The sequence below is a fragment of the Bacillus sp. V33-4 genome (assembly GCF_002860225.1).
Taxonomy (GTDB): Bacteria; Bacillota; Bacilli; order Bacillales; family Cytobacillaceae; genus Bacillus_BJ; species Bacillus_BJ canaveralius.
In genome coordinates, this window is sequence record NZ_PGVC01000024.1 from 14,376 (window position 1) to 31,549 (window position 17,174).

Here is a 17,174-nt window from a genome sequence, read left to right on the forward strand (position 1 = left end):
AAATAACTACAAAACTTCACAAAGCAAAGGTGTTTGTTTATGTACAACAGGTTCACTGACGTCATAGAACATTCTGCCTTTTTTATTTTAGTACATATGAACTAAATAAAATTTGCCTTTATTTTCGAAAATAAGGAAATATGCCCGGTTTTTTGATTAAAACATAAATAAATTCCAAATGTCAATAAAATTTCCATAAATAAATCATTAAGCTATGTCCATCATCTATAAAAAAGATGATTTTTAAAAATAGCAAAAAAGGACTTTCATAGTGAAAGCCCTTTTTTGATTTGTTCATTTGTTTGTTTGTTTGTATACAATTTGAGATCCGTACATATTTCATTAAATTTTATTAAAAAAGATAGAGAACAACTTAAATAATCAGCCGGGTGGCTTTAATGTTAGTGAACTGAAAAAATTGCACTCCAGTTATAGACGATCAAAAAAATTGTCGTAGAAACCAGCAAAGCAGTTATAAATAACATGAATTTTTTTCCTGTCCAACATAATAATATGATAGATAAACCTACTGCTGCACCCAAGTATGCGAACCATGGAAACTGTGCATGGCCCAAAAACAGATAAAAGCCAAAGTTGGTCATTATCACTAAGGCGAGCAGGATTTGATTCATCATCCTGATTTCTGACTTGTTATGTTCAGTCATAAAGCTATGTCCACTCATAATCTTCCTCCTTTCTATCATAATATAACGTAAACAAGTTAAATAACTTATTTACAAATAGTTTTTGAGGAGTATAATAATACAAGAAACTGGAATGTCAATACGTTTATATTACTATATCTGTGTTGAAAATAGTAATATTTTGTTGAAGTTTGTCAAAATTATTACTTTTATTTCGATTTATCGCCTTTTATGCAACCAGAATGTCAACATAAATACTTAGGTTTGTTATTTTTAAAAAATAAAAATTCTGACTATTATTATATCGATATTCTAACACATAAAAATCTTGCATCGAAGTAAGAGAGCGGAGGATGAATTTACTACATAATTTAACGGGTGGTCAACAAATGGATAAGGAATTTACGCTCGAGGAGCATTTAACGGAGTTAAGAAAACGATTAATTATTGTTGTCGTGTCGTTTTTAGTGTCTTTAGGAATAGGCTTCAGTGTTGCATCAAAGTTATTAAACTTTATAAAATCACAGCCTGCCGCTGTAAATATAGATTGGAATGTTTTTAGTTTTACTGATGGCATACTTATTTATTTTAAGTGCGCCATCATCATTTCAATTCTAATTACTTTACCAATTGCACTGCACCAAGTCTGGCTCTTTGTAAAACCCGGGATGACGGACAAAGAATCTAAAGGAACCTTTTTTTATATTCCCGTATCATTTTTCTTATTTGTGGCAGGTGCATGCTTTAGTTACTTTATCTTATTCCCTTTAATGATGGAATTCATGTCAACGATCAATCAAACAATAGGTGCAACAGAAACATATGGAATGAACCAGTATTTTACGTTTATGTTCAATCTGATTATTCCAGTTGCAATTGTTTTTGAAATGCCGGTTGTCGTACTTTTCCTGACGAAGCTGGGGATTATCACTCCGAATTATTTGCGGAAAATGAGGAAACTCGCTTATTTTGTACTGGTAATTGTAGGCGTTTTTATTTCGCCACCGGATTTAATCTCTGATTTCCTGATTATTATCCCGTTATTGGTATTGTTTGAAATAAGTATTTTAGTTTCGAGTTGGTCTTTTAAACGAAAATAGATGGGGGAATTATCATTGTCTGAAAAAGAAGTTGTAAAAAAAGAAATCAAGTCGACAAGACGTACCTTTATCCGGAACTCTGGTCTGACTGTTGGAGGCGTTGTACTCGGAGGCGCACTTGGAAGCTTGCTTGGAGACAAACCAGCAGCTCCGGTATCACAGCCTGCCGTTGATCATTCACAGGCTGCGGCGAACCCAAATCAAGCATTAATGTACTTCACTCCGGAGCAATTTCAAGTTGTCGATGCAGCTGCAGAAGTCATTTTCCCGAAAACAGAAGCGGGCCCTGGCGCAAAGGAATTATTGGTTGCCTACTATATTGATCACCAGATGGCAGGTCCGTTTGGTTTGAACACGAAGGAATATATGTCGGGTCCATTCTCTCCTGGTGAAGCTGTACCTGAGCAGGGATACCAGACTCACTTAAAGCGGCAGGAGATATTCGATCTTGGCATCATGGCCTTAAATGACGAAGCAAATAAACGTTTCAAGGCTAAATTTCCTGAATTGGAAGAAGATCAACAGATTGAAATTTTAACAGATTTTGAAGCTGATAAAGTGAAAATCAATGGTTCAGTTACTTCTAAATTCTTCTTTACTTTATTACGCAAAGTTACGATTGAAGGCGCTTATGCTGATCCAATGTACGGCGGAAATAAAGATATGGCCGGCTGGAAGATGAAGAACTTCCCTGGACACCAGGGTGCGTATACCCATTTAGGAAAAGATCAATTTGTCGTTGTGGAACCAAAAGCTTTGAATTCTCAACATAAACATTAAGGATAAAGGGTGAAAAAGAATGGCTACAGAATTACCAAAAACGGACATAGTATTAGTTGGGGTAGGCTGGGTTGGAGGAATCATCGCAGCTGAATTAACTCGTAAAGGTTATAAAGTAGTTGGCATTGAACGCGGTAAAGAGCGTTCAACCGAGGATTACTTTATGGCTCATGACGAAGTGCGTTATGCTGAACGCAAAGAAATGATGCAGGATATGTCAAAGGAAACAGTTACGTTCCGTCACAATATGAATCAAAAAGCACTGCCTTATCGCGAATGGGGTTCTTTCCTGATTGGAGACGGTGTCGGCGGTTCTGGAATGCACTGGAACGGGCAAACATTCCGCTTCCTTCCATACGATTTTGAAATTTATTCTAAAACGGTTGAACGGTATGGAAAAGATAAGATTCCTCAAGGAATGCAATTGCAGGATTGGGGTATCACTTATGATGAACTTAAGCCTTATTTTGATAAATTTGATCTGATGACCGGAATATCAGGTGAACCGAATCCATTGCCAGGTTCGCCGCAAATCGAGTATCCGAATCCACCGATGATTGAAACACCTGTTACTAAGTTGTTTAAAGAGGCAAGCAAAAAACTTGGCTATCATCCGTACCATATGCCTTCAAACAACCTGTCACAAAATTACACCAATCCTGATGGTGTAAGCCGTTCAGCTTGTCAGTATTGTGGTTTCTGTGAGCGTTTTGGCTGTGAATATGGCGCAAAAGCTTCACCAGTAGTAACCGTTCTACCTGTTGCCAAAGAAACTGGTAATTTTGAAGTCCGTACACACTCAGTTGTTCGAAAAGTAATCCATACTAACGGCCGTGCAACTGGTGTCCTATATGTGGATACGCGTACAGGCGAAGAATTCATCCAGCCTGCTGAAGTTGTTGTTGTATCTGCTTACCAGATGAACAACATTAAAATCCTATTGAACTCTCAATTAGGTACTCCTTATGATGCAAAGACTGGAACGGGTGTTGTTGGTAAAAACTATGCGTACCAAACATACCTTGGCCGTGCACGAGGATTCTTTGATGATAAAGAGTTCAACCTTTACGGTGGTGCTGGTGCTTTAGGTGCGCAAATTGACGACTTTAATGGCGACTTCTTTGACCATTCAAACCTTGGCTTTATCCATGGTGCAACGATGCATATTACACACCTGGGCGACCGCCCGATTGCGAATAACTGGGTTCCGCCTGGCACACCAACTTGGGGTAAAGAATTTAAAGAAAAGTCTACTTTCTATGCCAACAGAAACCTGATTCTGGCAGCACAGGGCGCAAGTATGCCGTTCCAGGATAATTACATTGACTTGGACCCAACTTATAAAGATGCTTTCGGAGATCCATTGCTGCGCATGACTTTCAACTGGAAAGACCAGGACCGCAATCTCATGAAGTTCATGGGTGACAAGTCGGAAGAAATCATGAAAGAAATGGGTGCGACTCATGTCCTTAAAGGTGGAGACGATATTAAAGATTACGATATTCGTAACTATCAATCCACACACAATACAGGTGGAGTCATCATGGGAGATAACCCGTCAACAAGTGTGTTAAACAGCTACCTGCAAATGTGGGATTGTGAAAACGTGTTTGTTCCAGGAGCTTCTGCATTCCCGCATAACTCCGGTTACAACCCAACGAACACAGTTGGAGCACTGGCTTACCGTGCAGCAGAAGGAATTGAGAAATACCTGGCTAATGGCGGCTCATTAGTTTAATAGAATATTAGGGGTGAGATCATGGCGAATATCGGCATACCGGGTTTAATCATCATTCTAATTCTTGCTTTAATCATTTTCGGGCCAGCGAAGCTGCCTCAATTAGGGCGTGCAGTTGGACAAACTTTAAAGGAATTTAAAAATTCTACTAAAGATGTTGTAGACGAAGTTACGTCTGAATTTGAATTAGAAGAAAAGCAACCAGACCTAAAAAAGAAAAACGTTTAAAATACTTCTGCCAGTTTATTTTCATTGCTGGCAGAAGTATTTTTTTTATGTATTTACCCTCAAAATAAAATTGACATGATGTCCGCTTTCGTTTTTGCTTGCATAATCATTTCTAATTTTGCCCTGTCTCTCAATACAGCGGCCAGTGATTGCAATATTTCGGTGTGACTGCTCCCGTCAGTTCCGCAAACAGCACAGACTAGCTTGATGGGATCATTGCTATGGTGTCCGAAAAAAACTGGATTTTTAAGACGTATCAAGGCAAGACTCTGTTCAAGAACCCCCTGTTCCGGTCTTGCGTGTGGAATCGCAATCGATGGGGCAACCGCCATATAAGGTCCAAACTCATTAAACCCTTCCACCATGGCGTCGACATAACGCTCTTCAACCTTACCTTCATCCATCAACAATGCCCCTGCCTTTCTTATTGCTTCTACCGGCGTTTTTGCTTCAACATCCAAACAAATTAAATTTTCATTTAGAGGCAGCATCCCGTCACTCACTTTCTTCTTTTTTGATTTCTTCTTTTTTTCTCCAAAAAGGCTATATTGTAACTATGTATGAACGAGACTATGATGTTAGCGACTTTTTAACTACGATTAAAGTACTATATTCAAAGCAAAAAAGGCACCGGAGGCACCAGCGAACGACTATTTAAAATGAATGTAAACTGTTATTTATTGGGCTCATATATATCCCATGCCAGTTTCAACGAATCTACTATATAATCGGCTATTTCCTCAATGTCATGATTGTCTGTTTGAACTTTTGAATGGTGAGTAGAGTATATTTCTTGCCGCTTATAAAACAGTTCTTTTATCTCGTCAATCGATCTTCCTTGTAAAACCGGGCGGCTATCGATTATCAGGCTTATTCTCTCTTTCCATGATTCCCAAGATAAATCGAGAAAGAATACAATGCAGGAGGCCAAGCATTCTTCCCTGATTTCCTCTTGTAAAAAAGCCCCGCCGCCGACCGAGATAATATGTAATTTTTGCTTGGACAATTCAATAATCAGACTCTTTTCTCTTTCCCTAAATGCTTTCTCGCCAATTTTTTCAAAAATCTGCGAAACCGGCATATTGAATTCCTTCTCAATTTCATCATCGATATCGATAAAATCTCGATAAAGCTTTTTTGCCACAAGCTTGCCGATCGTCGTTTTCCCCACACCCATAAACCCGATAAACACGATACTTCTTTCTCTCAACGAAACTTCACGGTTCTTCAATACACTCAATCCCCCTGGTTTTACGGTAAAAACATTGAAATCATAAGCTTAAATATAAAAATTTATATTCTAATAATAGCACAAGTTTACCTGAACTCACCCAGTAATCTCGTGTGCAGTCGGCTATCCTCCGTTCGGATCGACAAAAAATCCCGCTGAGTAAACAGGCTGCTTACTTAGAGGGATTGATTGATTGCTGGCCCCTTAATTGTGGTCAACAGCTTCTTTATTTAATTAGACGGCTTTCCGCAAGTCGTTCATTTCCGAAATAGCGATTACGCTCTTCGTTTCGTCAAATTCCTTTTCACTTTTTGCAACAACAATGGTGGCGATTCCATTTCCAATCAGGTTCACAATCGCTCTTCCTTCACTCATGAACCGATCGACACCGAGAAGCAATGCCAACCCTTCGAGCGGAATAACCTGCAGTGCTGCCAGAGTTGAGGCAAGGACGATAAATCCGCTGCCTGTCACGCCGGCAGCCCCTTTAGATGTCAGCATTAACACTAAGAGGACCGTAATTTGCTGCCCGATTGACAGGTCTACGCCGAATACTTGGGCAAGAAAGACAACCGCCATCGATAGATAAATAGAAGTTCCATCAAGGTTAAAAGAGTAGCCTGTCGGGATAACAAGGCCGACAACCGATTTCGAACAACCGTAACGTTCCATTTTATCCATCATTCTCGGCAACACTGATTCTGAAGAACTCGTTCCCAGTACGATCAGGATTTCGTCCTTAATAAACTTTAAGTAATTCCAGAGGTTAAAACCATACGCTTTACAAATCATATTTAAAACGACAAAAATGAATAGGAACATCGTGATATAGACGGACATCATTAACTTAGCCAGCGGTACAAGGGAAGCGAGCCCGAAATTGCCAATTGTATAAGCCATTGCACCAAAAGCACCAATCGGAGCTGCTTTCATGACATAGCCGATAATTTTAAAGAACACGAGAGACAGCTTATCAAGGAAATCGATAAGACCCTTTCCTTTTTCCCCAAGAGCTGCAAGACCTACTCCAAACAAAATCGAAAAGAATAAAACTTGTAAAATATCACCCTTTGCAAATGCATCGAACATATTCGAAGGAATAATGTGGGTGACGAACTCTATCCAGTTAATACCCTCGCCGCCATTTTGCGTATATTGCGAAACATCGCCTTTTTCAAGTTCATTAAAATTCAAGCCTGCACCAGGCTTCACAACGTTAACAACGATTAGACCAATCGCTAATGCTAAAGTGGTGACGACTTCAAAATAGATGAACGCTTTTCCGCCGACCTTGCCGACTTTTTTCATATCGCCCATTTTTGCGATCCCGAGTACGATCGTTAAAAAAATAATCGGTGCAATGACCATTTTTACTGCATTTATAAATGTGTCCCCTATTGGTTTCATTTCTTTTCCGACACTAGGCCAGATCAGACCAACCATCACACCTATAAAAATTGCAGTCAAAACTTGAAAGGTTAAATTCTTGAATAATGATTTCACCTTCATTGAAACCCCTCCCCTTATTTGCCTGAAAAATTTCTGCCATCCTTTACTCATAACAGAATGATAACGTTTTCATTAACAGCTGGGAAGTTTATGGTCATAACGGATGTTTTGTTCATTTTGGTCTTTTTTCAACTAACCCCTGAGAGAATGAGCCTTGACATTGCGAAAAGGACACATTCACTCAGTGATTAAGTAGCGGTTAATCGGCCTGCCAACCCCTCCATATTGGACATCCAGCTTAATGACACCACGTTTATCAAGGTAGTCTAAATAACGGCGGGCCGTTACTCGCGCGATTCCGATCCCGCTGGCTACCTCTTCTGCAGAACGCGGTTCAGATTGTTTCTGCAAATAGCTGATAACCTCATTTAATGTAAATTCATTTAGACCCTTTGGCAATTGAGGATCTGTTGCCTTTGGTTGATCTGCATAAAGCAGCAGATCCAGCTGTTCCTGTGACATTGTTCCAGAATCTCTCATACTGATTCTGTATTGGCGGTACTTCTCCAACGCCTGCTGAATCCGCTGCAGCTTAAAGGGTTTTATAATATAATCCAAAGCACCATTTTGGAGCATCAGTTTGATTGTTTCTCGATCTTTGGCAGCCGATACAACGATAACATCGGACTCCAGATTTTGTTTTCGAAATTCCTGAAGCGTCTTGATGCCGTCTTTTTTGGGCATGAAAATATCGAGGATTACGAGCTCTGGCTTCAATTTTTTCACAAGTTCGATTCCCTCTTCGCCATCGCCTGCGACAGCGACTACCTGAAAGCCGCTTACACTTGCAATAAATTCTTTATTTACTTCCTGGACCATTGGATCATCTTCAATAAGCAGCACTTTAATTTCGTCTTTATGTGCCATACAATCCCTCCTCCACTCCCATCGGGAAGGTTATCGTAAAAGATGTGCCTTCACCTGGAAGAGATGAAACCTCGATTTCACCTCTCCCTTTTTCGACGATTTGTTTAACTAGATAAAGCCCGTAGCCTGTTCCAGCACGTTTGTTTACGGTAAATCCTTTCTCAAATACTCTTGAAAGGTGTTCTTCCTTAATGCCGCATCCGTTATCTTCGATTAAAATAGCGCATAGATCCCCGGACTGTTCAAGGCTTATATCTATTCTTTTATTCTCTATTTCTCCTAATTCAAAAGATCCAAAGGCATTTTCGACAAGGTTCCCCAATAACACGACAAAATCGTGTTGGTCAAGCTGCAAAGGAAATGTTTCCAAATGGCTGTTCTCGTCAATTATCACCTGGACACCGAGCTCTTTTCCCCTGCTTACTTTGCTTAAAAGCAGACCTGCGACAGCGTCGTTCTTGATCGCTTTATTTAAAAAGTTTGTTAAGCTTTCCTGTTCTTCCGACGCATTAAAAGCATGCTCCAGTGCCTTGTCCGATTTTCCGAGCTGAATCAGGCCGGCAATCGTATGAAGCTTGTTCATATGCTCATGATTTTGCACCCTTAGTGCTTCAACAAAGTTTTTTACACCCGTTAATTCTTCGGCTAGTTTGGCGACTTCAGTACGATCCTGGAAGATCGCGACGGCACCGATCGTTTTGTTATGGATCATAATCGGAATCCGGTTGCTTACAATTACTTTTCCGCTTACCTCTATCTCTTCATTATAAACCGCCTGATTTTTCTCGACAATTTCCGGGAGTCTTGTATCTTTTAAAACGGTGCGTATCGGTTTACCGACAACATCTCCTTTAACATTGAATATCAGCTTGGCCTTTTCATTGAAAATCGTAATGATTTCGTGATTATCGATGGCAATAACACCTTCATTAATTGAATGAAATGTAGCTGTCCGCTCTTCAAACATCCGTTTGATTTCATGAGGCTCTAACTGAAACATCTGTTTTTTAATATGATGGGCGAGCATCAATGACCCGATTAAACCAAATATCAATGTTAATATCACAATAAATTGAATTTCGTCGATCATTTCAACCATGATTTCCTGGAAGCTTGGAATCCGGTTACCAACCAGGACAACTCCAATTTGATTTAAGTCTTCATCTTTAATCGGAATAAAAGCACGGAGAACTGTTCCGATTTCACCCTTGGCCTTTGAAAAGTAAATATGTTCGGCAAAAGCGGGTTCTTCATCCTCGCCTTCCGAACGTTTTCCGATCAACTCCTTCGCAGGATGTGAATAGCGTATTCGCTCCATATTCATCACAATAATATAATCCGTTTCATTAATAATGCGGATGTCTTCCACGATCGGATTGATCTTGTCCCAGCCATCCGGTTTCTTGACAGCCTGCTTGACGTCGGACAGCTCTGCGACGGTTCGTGCCGTATTCATGGATCTTATCCGTAAATCTCTTTCCTCTTTTTGTTGAATATTTGCAACGATCACAATTCCGCCTATCAATAAAGAAAAAATCACGACTATATAGGATAAAATCGTGATTTTCCAACGAATCGATAAGTGTTTCATGTTATCCCCCCTCATCTTTAAAATCATCTTTACGAAAAGAACACTTCTCCGGTATGCTTACAATAATGAATGAAAGAGGAGGCTCGAACATCATGAAAAGAACGCTTACTCTTTTGCTTCTTTTAACAGTCGGCATTGCGGCTGCATTATTTATCGCGTTCCACAATTCCACTCCCCCTGAGGCACTTTCATATGACGATGATCAGGAAGGGCTGAAAGATCAAATTGTTTTTAAGTTCAGTCATGTCGTCGCGGAAAATACACCTAAAGGTCTGGCAGCCAACAAGTTTGCTGAACTTGTCTACGAAAAATCAAATGGAGATATAAAAATAGAAGTTTTTCCAAATGGAAGCCTTTATTCTGATATCGAAGAGATTAATGCCCTAAAAGAAGGACAAGTCCATTTTATTGCACCTTCAACTTCAAAGCTTGGAATGCTCTCCCCCCAGTGGGGTGTACTTGACTTACCCTTCGCGTTCCCAGATCACAAAGCTATCCAAGCAGGCTTAAACGGCAAAATTGGCGATCAATTGCTCCAATCATTGGAGAAAGACGGATTGAAAGGACTTGCCCATTGGACAAACGGATTTAAACAAATTACTTCTAACAAAAGGCCTGTTTACAGTCCTGACGATCTCAAAGGACAATCGTTGCGAATTATGCAAAGCAAAGTGATCCAGGCGCAGTATGATCTACTGGACGCCGATGCCCATCAAGATTCATTTAATTCTACTTACCAGTTGCTTGAAGCAGGCCAGGTTGATGGAGAAGAAAACACGATTTCAAACATCTATTCAAAAAAATTTTATAACGTGCAAAAGCATTTGACAATCAGTAATCATGGTTATTTAGGTTATGCCGTGATGATGGATCAGCAGGTTTGGAAACGACAATCAGAAAAAACGCAGCAAATCCTGCTTGAAGCAATGGAAGAGACCACGGCCTGGAATGAACGCCATTCTATTAAACTGAATGAAGAGCAACTAGAGCTGATCAAGCAACATTCATCTATCGAAATTCATGAATTAACTGAAACACAAAAACAGGAATGGATCAACAAACTCGATCCGGTGTATGATGACCTTGCACCATATATCGGCAAAGAATTAGTAGAGGACCTTAAAAAATTGAGGAAGCAATACGAGGCTGACGGGACTTAAGTTGACCAGAATTTAAGATACTCGGCCAGAAAAAAAATCCTGAAGGAGATAGCATTTTTTCCTTCAGGATATTATAATCATTCATTTTTCACTTTGTTGGTCGATGTAAACTGGATACCCAACAAATTTAAAATCCTTTCCAACTGAAATGATGCTGGCATCGGAAAGTTCAATGGCATCTCCCATCTTATCAATGCCTGCTCCCTCGAGAAACGTCGGGGCTTCCCGTCCGCCGACTAATTTTGGGGCGATGTAAATAACGGCTTTATCCACTAATTTATTTTCAAGAAAAGCAGCGTTTATCGTTCCTCCACCTTCAATTAATAAAGAAGAGACAAGCTTTTCTCCCAATGTTTGAACTACATCGACCGGGTTTACATGCGGGGATCCTGTTGTTGGCCAAACCTTGATCCCTAATTCTTCTAATATTTTTCGCTTTTCTTCATCATAATGCTCTGCTGTAAAAATCCATGTCTCAGCCTGCATATCTTTGATGACTTTAGCATCTAACGGAATTTGTAAAGTTGAATCCAAAATGACGCGAATCGGGTTTCGTCCATTAGGTATCCTTGTAGTCAATTCTGGATTATCCTTAACAATCGTGTTAATACCGACAAGTATCGCCATATTTTCATTTCTAAGCTGGTGGACATCTTGCCTGGCTTCTGCGGATGTAATCCATTTGCTGCTCGAGGAGTACGTAGCAATTTTGCCATCCAGGCTGATTCCTGATTTAAGTGTGACAAATGGTTTTTTCTCGACAATGAACTTATTAAACACTTCATTCATTTTCTTTGATTCTTCCGCGCGTACCCCGGTAATGACTTCAATACCAGCATCTTTCAGGATGCTGACGCCTTGCCCGGAAACAAGTGGATTGGGGTCAAGCGTTGCAATCACCACTGTTTTAAGGCCCGCGTCAACAATCGCTTCCGCACACGGTCCTGTCCTGCCATGGTGGGAACATGGTTCGAGGGTGACATAAATGGTCCCTCCCCTTGCTTGATCTCCAGCCATTCGAAGCGCATGAATTTCGGCGTGCGGTTCCCCTGCCTTTAAATGGGCACCTATTCCAACTACGCGGTTGTCATTAACAATAACTGCTCCCACTAATGGGTTCGGGTCGGTTTGCCCTTTCATTGCTTCGGCGTTTTTTAAAGCCAAATCCATATAGAAATGATGATTAGTCATTTGGGCAAGTTCCTCCGTCTTCGATGTGGCCGGAGCGCTCTACCTTCGTTTTCAGATAGTTCTCGTTAAACTCGGATTTATCTCCCCATAAAGGTGTTCGGCCAGAAACAGGCAATCCGGAATTTCTTAATGCCTCGAGCTTTTTAGGGTTATTTGTGATCAACGTAACCGGTTTTGTACGCAATGCCTTTAATACGCGAATGGCATCATCGTAGTTTCGCGAATCATCGACAAAGCCAAGATGTAAATTGGCCTCGACAGTATCGTAGCCATTTTCCTGAAGGACGTAAGCCATCGCTTTACTGAATAAACCAATTCCCCTGCCTTCATGGTTCGCTAAATAAAATAGCGCTCCTGTTCCATTTTCGACGATCATTTTCATCGACTGTTTGAGCTGGAAACCGCAGTCACAGCGTTTACTTCCAAAAATATCCCCAGTATGGCAAATAGAATGCATTCGAATCATCGCATTATCGGAGTATTCAAAATCTCCATAAACAAGCACGCTTGACTGTTGAAGTTCGGCCAGATTGGACGATGATAGTTTATCAATTATCTGCTGATAATCCTCGGTTACTTCGTTGCATTGCAGCCAGCAGTACCACTGAAAAATGACCGTTTCGCCGTATAAATTAACCGGGAGCCGGATCGGCCCGACTAAGTAAATCGCGCTATCCTCATTTGTTTTAATTAATTGGATTTTATCTTCTAAAATAGAAAGAACTTTTGATTCAAGTTCGGTTTGTTTCACAATGTCATTCCCCTTTTTTGGTTAGTGTGCGAGAAGGTGTTCTATTACATGTAATGATTTTACCAAAAAGATTGATAACATATAAAAAAAAAGGAATTACCTGTGGTAACCCCTGGATTTTTTTTATTTTCACTTTGCTCGCGTTACTGCGTCTTCATAAGCCTGGACGGCCAGTAAAAGAGAACCGGTAATTCCCGCATTATCGCCTAATCCGGGACTGACGATATATTGTTCGATATCGCTCGTCAATTCCGGGACAACTACATAGTTATTTAAAAATTGCTGAAGGTATTTATTTATGATCGGAAAAATTTGCTTCTGCTTCATAACGCCGCCGCCAAGAATGATTTTTTTCGGCGAGAGGATCAGAATGTATTGCATAAGAGCCTGGGCGATATAAAAGCCCTCCAGCTCCCATACTTCCTGTTTGTTTTGCAAGGATGCCCCTTTTTCTCCCCAGCGCTCTTCAAGAGCTGGACCGGCCGCCAATCCTTCAAGGCAATCATGGTGGTATGGACATTTTCCTTTATATATATCATTTTCATGGCGCCGGACGAGGATATGCCCCATTTCCGGGTGCGAAAGACCTTGCAGCAGCTTACCTTGCATGATCGCACCTGCTCCTATTCCCGTTCCGACCGTGATGTACAAACAGCTGTCCAAACCCTTTGCCGCTCCGAGAGTTGCTTCCCCCAAAGCTGCAGCATTCACATCAGTATTGAATCCGATTGGCACCTGAAAAGACTCGCGAATCGTGCTCACAAGCGGGTAATCCCGCCAAGCTGTTTTCGGGGTGGTCGTAATATTCCCGTAAGTCGGACTGTCGTGATTGACGTCGACAGGACCAAATGATCCGATGCCGACTGCGCTCAGCTGATAATTTTTAAAAAATGCAATAACCTGTTCCATCGTTTCTTGCGGAAAGGTAGTTGAGACAGAAATTCTCTCAACAATATTTCCCTGTTCATCGCCGACAGCACAAATAAATTTTGTACCGCCTGCCTCAATTCCTCCAAAAAGCATGGTTTCTCCTCCTAAAACGCTGTTTATTTGCAATGGTTTCTATTAACTCTGTTAATGTTTATTTTAAAGGAATTTGCTGAGTTTTCCTATGTATTCAAGTGAAATTTACTCAAGTTGAAAAACTTATGAAAAAATTAGTAAAAGTCATCTGGACTATCACCGGCTGAATACTAAATATTTTTGTCCTAAAAAATTGGCAATCGTGTACAGAGCCGTGCCGATCAGGATGGCCAGCTCTTTTTCCGAAGAAATAATAGTGCCAAAAATGCTTTGCATAATTGTCCAGCCGGCCAAAATATCAGCAGTTCCATAGGCTAAAAAATAGCAGGCCAGTATGATGAGGAGGAAACGGGGCGCGCCCTTCCTGAACGTAACCGTGCTTTGGAAGGTAAATGCCCTGTTTAAGGTAAAGCTTATCACCGCTCCGAGACTATTTCCGATAAATGTTGCGATCCAGTAGGACTGCTGCAAGAGGTTCATCAGGATGAACATGACCGACAGGCCGATGATCGTGTTAATGATGCCAACAACCAAGAAGCGCAAGAACGGCTTAATTTGTTTCAGAGAGTGTTCCAAAATCACGGCCAAATGTCTCCCCTTCCTCTCTATCCGTATTTTTCAAATGGTCCGGCAAGGGCAGGTTGTAAAAGTCAATATCAACTGAAAATTTTGGGCGCCGCTTTGATTCTTTATATATCTTTCCGATATATTCGCCGACGAGCCCAATGGCAATTAGCTGCAGGCCGCCGATCAGCCAGATCGATGTAATTAACGATGTCCAGCCGGTTTTTGTATGTCCCATGAATTTTAGCGTTAAAAAATAACTGCCAAAAATGAGGCTTACTAAAAAAGAAGTACAGCCAATAAAAAGCACAAAGCGGATTGGTGTAACGGAAAAAGAGGTAATCCCGTCAAAAGCGAAAGCAAGCATTTTCTTTAAAGGGTATTTCGTTTCACCGGCAAGCCGTTCTCTCCTGTCATAGTAAACGGAGGCAGACCGGAAGCCAATCATGGGGACAATTCCCCGCAAAAACAAATTCACTTCATCAAACCGTTCAAGCTCATCAAGGGCCCTCTTGCTCATTAAACGATAATCGGCATGATTATAGATTAAGTCAACACCCATTTTTCTCATTAATTTATAAAATGCTTCAGCTGTAGTCCGCTTGAACAGTGAATCCTTATCGCGTTTTTTCCTGACTCCATACACGACATCAAAGCCTTCATCAAACTTTTCGATAAATTCCCGGATCACGGAAATATCGTCCTGCAAATCAGCATCAATCGAAATCACACAATCAGATCTATCCTTTGCTGTAAACAGGCCCGCCAGCAACGCGTTTTGATGGCCTACGTTTCGGGACAATTTTAAGCCGCGGATTTGTTCGTTTCTTAAGCCTTCCTTATAAATCATCGACCATGTGCGATCCTTGCTTCCGTCATCGACAAAAAGGATTCTGCTTTTATGTGAAATAAACCCTTCCATGATCAAATTTTTTAGTAATCCGCCCAACTCGGAAATCGTGTATGGTAAAACCTCTTCCTCGTTATAACAAGGTACAACGATCGTCAAGATTGTTTGTTCCATTTATGGTCGTCCTCCTGTTGATAAATTAACTTTGTATAAGTAAATTTTCCAGGCTGCAGTGTCCGATGTAAAAACCTTGTCCAGCTGTAATTGATTTTCAAGCGCATTATCGATCGGAAGTGCAGAGAGGATGTATCTGCCGCCCATTTCTTTAAAAGGTTCAATGTTTAACTCGAGGGTATCGAGCCGCTTTTTCGAATCCTTTTTAAACATATAATGCTTTCCGAGCTCGTCCGTAAACAGATAGCAGCGCCCGCCCCATTCATCAAAATAAATGCGAATCGTTTTATTTTTTGCCAATTCTTGCTCGATTATTTTTCTAAACTGATATTTGTATTCGAGAGGATAAAAATTATTGTATGTATCAAGAGTGTAAAATCCATTATATTGCGGGATGGCCGGGTGAATTCCAAGGCTGGCAACCCGGTAATCCTCAAGGGGCGAGTTAATATGCTCCTTTATATCGCTGAATAAGTCTTCGGCATAGAATTCTTTAACAGAGGGCTTTGACTGATAGATGATTTCATCATTAAAAGCGGCTAACAATAGTATCTGTGCGACAATAAAGAAATGAACGACTGATTTCCATCCCTTTAAGTACGTCCAAATGATTTTCAATCCTAAAGCAAACCCCATGTAAATGACGAGCGGCCTCAAAAAATGAAATCGGGCAAAATTAAAAGTATCCATAAAGTGAAATCTTTCTGTAAGCGGGAGCCAGCCCTTATAAAACCAGAAGGCATACCATGCGGAAAGGGCAAAATTCAAGGCGAACAAATAGATGAAAATTTTTTCCTGCTTCCAGAGCCTCTTTTTTACCACAACATAAACGGAGATCAAGGTCACCGGCAAAATAATTAAGCCATGGACTGTCATTACATGCGTATGCCCGAGGACAAAATTTTTAAAAGTTAATCGAATCGCCCGCCACAGGGACAATCTTGCATGAAAATATTCATCCCGGCTATTTGGTTCATTATCAAACAGAAATGAATGGACAAGCCGATATTCGACAATAAAATAGATGGATGCCATATAGGCAATCGCAAGGAGAAAAGGGAGATTGAATTCTTTTTTCCTGAAAAGATCGACCACCCAAAGTACTCCGATTGAAAACAGGAAAAAGAAAAAACCTAAAACAATGCTTGAGTAAAACGGCAAAAGTGTGAGCGTCAGATAATTCTTCCATGACCTTTCCCCGTTCCGGATATTTAAAAAGGCCCACAACGCGAGTGGCATCCCCAACGTACTCAGCATACCGGAAGGCCAAAAAGGAGTGAGTGAAAAAGCCAAAGCCGTCCCAACGCTGATCCAGGCCATGTCGGGTCTTTTGATAAAATGCTTTTTAAGAAGAAGGTACATGCCCAGAAAAGCAATGACCCTTGTAATCGTTTGGCTTAATGCATAAGCAACCATCGTTGGAAATAAGGCAAAAAGCCAGACTATTACCGTAAACTCCGAGCCAAAAGCATTACGCGGTAGCCCATTTATAATTTGGGGAATCACAGCGTCAACAGAGCCAAATATTTGTCCGCTCCTTGCCAGCACCTTATACCAGGCAAGGTTTGAATCCAAATTATCATGCACCCTGATATGGGCATTTTCACCCAGCAAAAATAACGGCGAAAGATAAACAGCTAAAATAAGAAAAGCAAAGAGGATTAGTCTTTGCTCTTTATTATTTGTCATCATGGACAAGTACAACACCTCAAGAATCGATAATTAACTATAATTTTCGCAATAGCGGTCAATTCTATTCTTAGGAAAATGAAG

The 17,174-nt window shown here is 40.7% G+C and carries 17 protein-coding genes; 5 read left to right on the forward strand and 12 right to left on the reverse strand.

Annotated features, from left to right (window positions below; genetic code table 11):
• Positions 1–401 precede the first annotated feature (401 nt).
• The gene (locus tag CVD23_RS09335) at positions 402–683 is read right to left on the reverse strand and encodes a hypothetical protein (protein WP_101575923.1); all 282 of its coding nucleotides are present in this window, start codon (positions 681–683) and stop codon (positions 402–404) included.
• A 350-nt stretch (positions 684–1,033) separates the two neighbouring features.
• Between CVD23_RS09335 and tatC the strand changes: the two genes are divergently transcribed.
• The 4 genes from tatC to tatA are packed head-to-tail and all read left to right on the forward strand — an operon-like array spanning position 1,034 to position 4,490.
• Positions 1,034–1,744, forward strand: coding sequence for a twin-arginine translocase subunit TatC (gene tatC, locus CVD23_RS09340; RefSeq protein WP_101665848.1), 711 nt, complete (start codon positions 1,034–1,036; stop codon positions 1,742–1,744).
• A 15-nt stretch (positions 1,745–1,759) separates the two neighbouring features.
• A complete protein-coding gene (locus CVD23_RS09345) occupies positions 1,760–2,524 on the forward strand; it encodes a gluconate 2-dehydrogenase subunit 3 family protein (protein WP_245917316.1) in 765 nt (254 codons plus the stop codon).
• A gap of 19 nt (positions 2,525–2,543) precedes the next feature.
• Positions 2,544–4,262 carry a GMC family oxidoreductase gene (locus CVD23_RS09350; RefSeq protein ID WP_101575926.1) on the forward strand — a complete coding sequence of 573 codons (1,719 nt, stop codon included), beginning with the start codon at positions 2,544–2,546 and terminating at the stop codon, positions 4,260–4,262.
• 18 nt (positions 4,263–4,280) lie between these two features.
• Entirely contained in the window at positions 4,281–4,490 is a 210-nt protein-coding gene (gene tatA, locus CVD23_RS09355; protein ID WP_101575927.1) for a twin-arginine translocase TatA/TatE family subunit, read from the forward strand.
• Between the two features lie 59 nt (positions 4,491–4,549).
• Here tatA and CVD23_RS09360 read toward each other — a convergent pair whose 3' ends face one another.
• The 5 genes from CVD23_RS09360 to CVD23_RS09380 all read right to left on the reverse strand — a co-directional run bounded on the left by CVD23_RS09360 (position 4,550) and on the right by CVD23_RS09380 (position 9,688).
• Positions 4,550–4,981: a PTS sugar transporter subunit IIA gene (locus CVD23_RS09360; RefSeq protein WP_101575928.1), complete on the reverse strand. Its 432-nt coding sequence runs from the start codon at positions 4,979–4,981 to the stop codon at positions 4,550–4,552.
• A gap of 182 nt (positions 4,982–5,163) precedes the next feature.
• Positions 5,164–5,721, reverse strand: coding sequence for a shikimate kinase (locus tag CVD23_RS09365; protein WP_101665849.1), 558 nt, complete (start codon positions 5,719–5,721; stop codon positions 5,164–5,166).
• 234 nt (positions 5,722–5,955) lie between these two features.
• Complete coding sequence (gene dctP / locus CVD23_RS09370; protein ID WP_101575930.1) at positions 5,956–7,230, reverse strand: C4-dicarboxylate transporter DctP; 1,275 nt, start codon at positions 7,228–7,230, stop codon at positions 5,956–5,958.
• Between the two features lie 177 nt (positions 7,231–7,407).
• Complete coding sequence (locus CVD23_RS09375) at positions 7,408–8,097, reverse strand: response regulator (RefSeq protein WP_101575931.1); 690 nt, start codon at positions 8,095–8,097, stop codon at positions 7,408–7,410.
• On the reverse strand, positions 8,087–9,688 hold the full coding sequence (locus CVD23_RS09380; protein ID WP_101665850.1) for an ATP-binding protein: 1,602 nt from the start codon (positions 9,686–9,688) through the stop codon (positions 8,087–8,089). The genes CVD23_RS09375 and CVD23_RS09380 overlap by 11 nt, the downstream gene beginning before the upstream one ends.
• A gap of 92 nt (positions 9,689–9,780) precedes the next feature.
• Here CVD23_RS09380 and CVD23_RS09385 point away from each other — a divergent pair, with 92 nt between their 5' ends.
• On the forward strand, positions 9,781–10,848 hold the full coding sequence (locus tag CVD23_RS09385; RefSeq protein ID WP_101665851.1) for a TRAP transporter substrate-binding protein: 1,068 nt from the start codon (positions 9,781–9,783) through the stop codon (positions 10,846–10,848).
• A gap of 81 nt (positions 10,849–10,929) precedes the next feature.
• On the opposite strand, the gene ribD is transcribed toward CVD23_RS09385, so the two are convergent.
• The 6 genes from ribD to CVD23_RS09415 form a co-directional block, all read right to left on the reverse strand.
• Complete coding sequence (ribD, locus tag CVD23_RS09390; protein ID WP_101577210.1) at positions 10,930–12,039, reverse strand: bifunctional diaminohydroxyphosphoribosylaminopyrimidine deaminase/5-amino-6-(5-phosphoribosylamino)uracil reductase RibD; 1,110 nt, start codon at positions 12,037–12,039, stop codon at positions 10,930–10,932.
• Entirely contained in the window at positions 12,032–12,790 is a 759-nt protein-coding gene (locus CVD23_RS09395; protein WP_101665852.1) for a GTP cyclohydrolase II, read from the reverse strand. The genes ribD and CVD23_RS09395 overlap by 8 nt, the downstream gene beginning before the upstream one ends.
• Positions 12,791–12,919: 129 nt before the next feature.
• Positions 12,920–13,813: an ROK family protein gene (locus tag CVD23_RS09400; RefSeq protein ID WP_101665853.1), complete on the reverse strand. Its 894-nt coding sequence runs from the start codon at positions 13,811–13,813 to the stop codon at positions 12,920–12,922.
• A gap of 156 nt (positions 13,814–13,969) precedes the next feature.
• On the reverse strand, positions 13,970–14,395 hold the full coding sequence (locus CVD23_RS09405; protein WP_245917402.1) for a GtrA family protein: 426 nt from the start codon (positions 14,393–14,395) through the stop codon (positions 13,970–13,972).
• The gene (locus CVD23_RS09410; RefSeq protein WP_101665854.1) at positions 14,364–15,401 is read right to left on the reverse strand and encodes a glycosyltransferase family 2 protein; all 1,038 of its coding nucleotides are present in this window, start codon (positions 15,399–15,401) and stop codon (positions 14,364–14,366) included. Before CVD23_RS09410 ends, CVD23_RS09405 begins: the two co-directional genes overlap by 32 nt.
• Positions 15,402–17,090, reverse strand: a complete 1,689-nt coding sequence (locus tag CVD23_RS09415) for a DUF6044 family protein (RefSeq protein WP_101665940.1) — start codon at positions 17,088–17,090, stop codon at positions 15,402–15,404.
• Positions 17,091–17,174: the final 84 nt, after the last annotated feature.

What these genes read in the sequence shown, in the direction of transcription:
- CVD23_RS09335 (WP_101575923.1), bottom strand. Translation starts at nt 683, where the DNA reads ATGAGTGGACATAGCTTTATGACTGAACATAACAAGTCAGAAATCAGG.
- tatC (WP_101665848.1), top strand. Translation starts at nt 1,034, where the DNA reads ATGGATAAGGAATTTACGCTCGAGGAGCATTTAACGGAGTTAAGAAAA.
- CVD23_RS09350 (WP_101575926.1), top strand. Translation starts at nt 2,544, where the DNA reads ATGGCTACAGAATTACCAAAAACGGACATAGTATTAGTTGGGGTAGGC.
- CVD23_RS09360 (WP_101575928.1), bottom strand. Translation starts at nt 4,981, where the DNA reads ATGCTGCCTCTAAATGAAAATTTAATTTGTTTGGATGTTGAAGCAAAA.
- dctP (WP_101575930.1), bottom strand. Translation starts at nt 7,230, where the DNA reads ATGAAGGTGAAATCATTATTCAAGAATTTAACCTTTCAAGTTTTGACT.
- CVD23_RS09375 (WP_101575931.1), bottom strand. Translation starts at nt 8,097, where the DNA reads ATGGCACATAAAGACGAAATTAAAGTGCTGCTTATTGAAGATGATCCA.
- CVD23_RS09380 (WP_101665850.1), bottom strand. Translation starts at nt 9,688, where the DNA reads ATGAAACACTTATCGATTCGTTGGAAAATCACGATTTTATCCTATATA.
- CVD23_RS09385 (WP_101665851.1), top strand. Translation starts at nt 9,781, where the DNA reads ATGAAAAGAACGCTTACTCTTTTGCTTCTTTTAACAGTCGGCATTGCG.
- ribD (WP_101577210.1), bottom strand. Translation starts at nt 12,039, where the DNA reads ATGACTAATCATCATTTCTATATGGATTTGGCTTTAAAAAACGCCGAA.
- CVD23_RS09400 (WP_101665853.1), bottom strand. Translation starts at nt 13,813, where the DNA reads ATGCTTTTTGGAGGAATTGAGGCAGGCGGTACAAAATTTATTTGTGCT.
- CVD23_RS09410 (WP_101665854.1), bottom strand. Translation starts at nt 15,401, where the DNA reads ATGGAACAAACAATCTTGACGATCGTTGTACCTTGTTATAACGAGGAA.
- CVD23_RS09415 (WP_101665940.1), bottom strand. Translation starts at nt 17,090, where the DNA reads ATGACAAATAATAAAGAGCAAAGACTAATCCTCTTTGCTTTTCTTATT.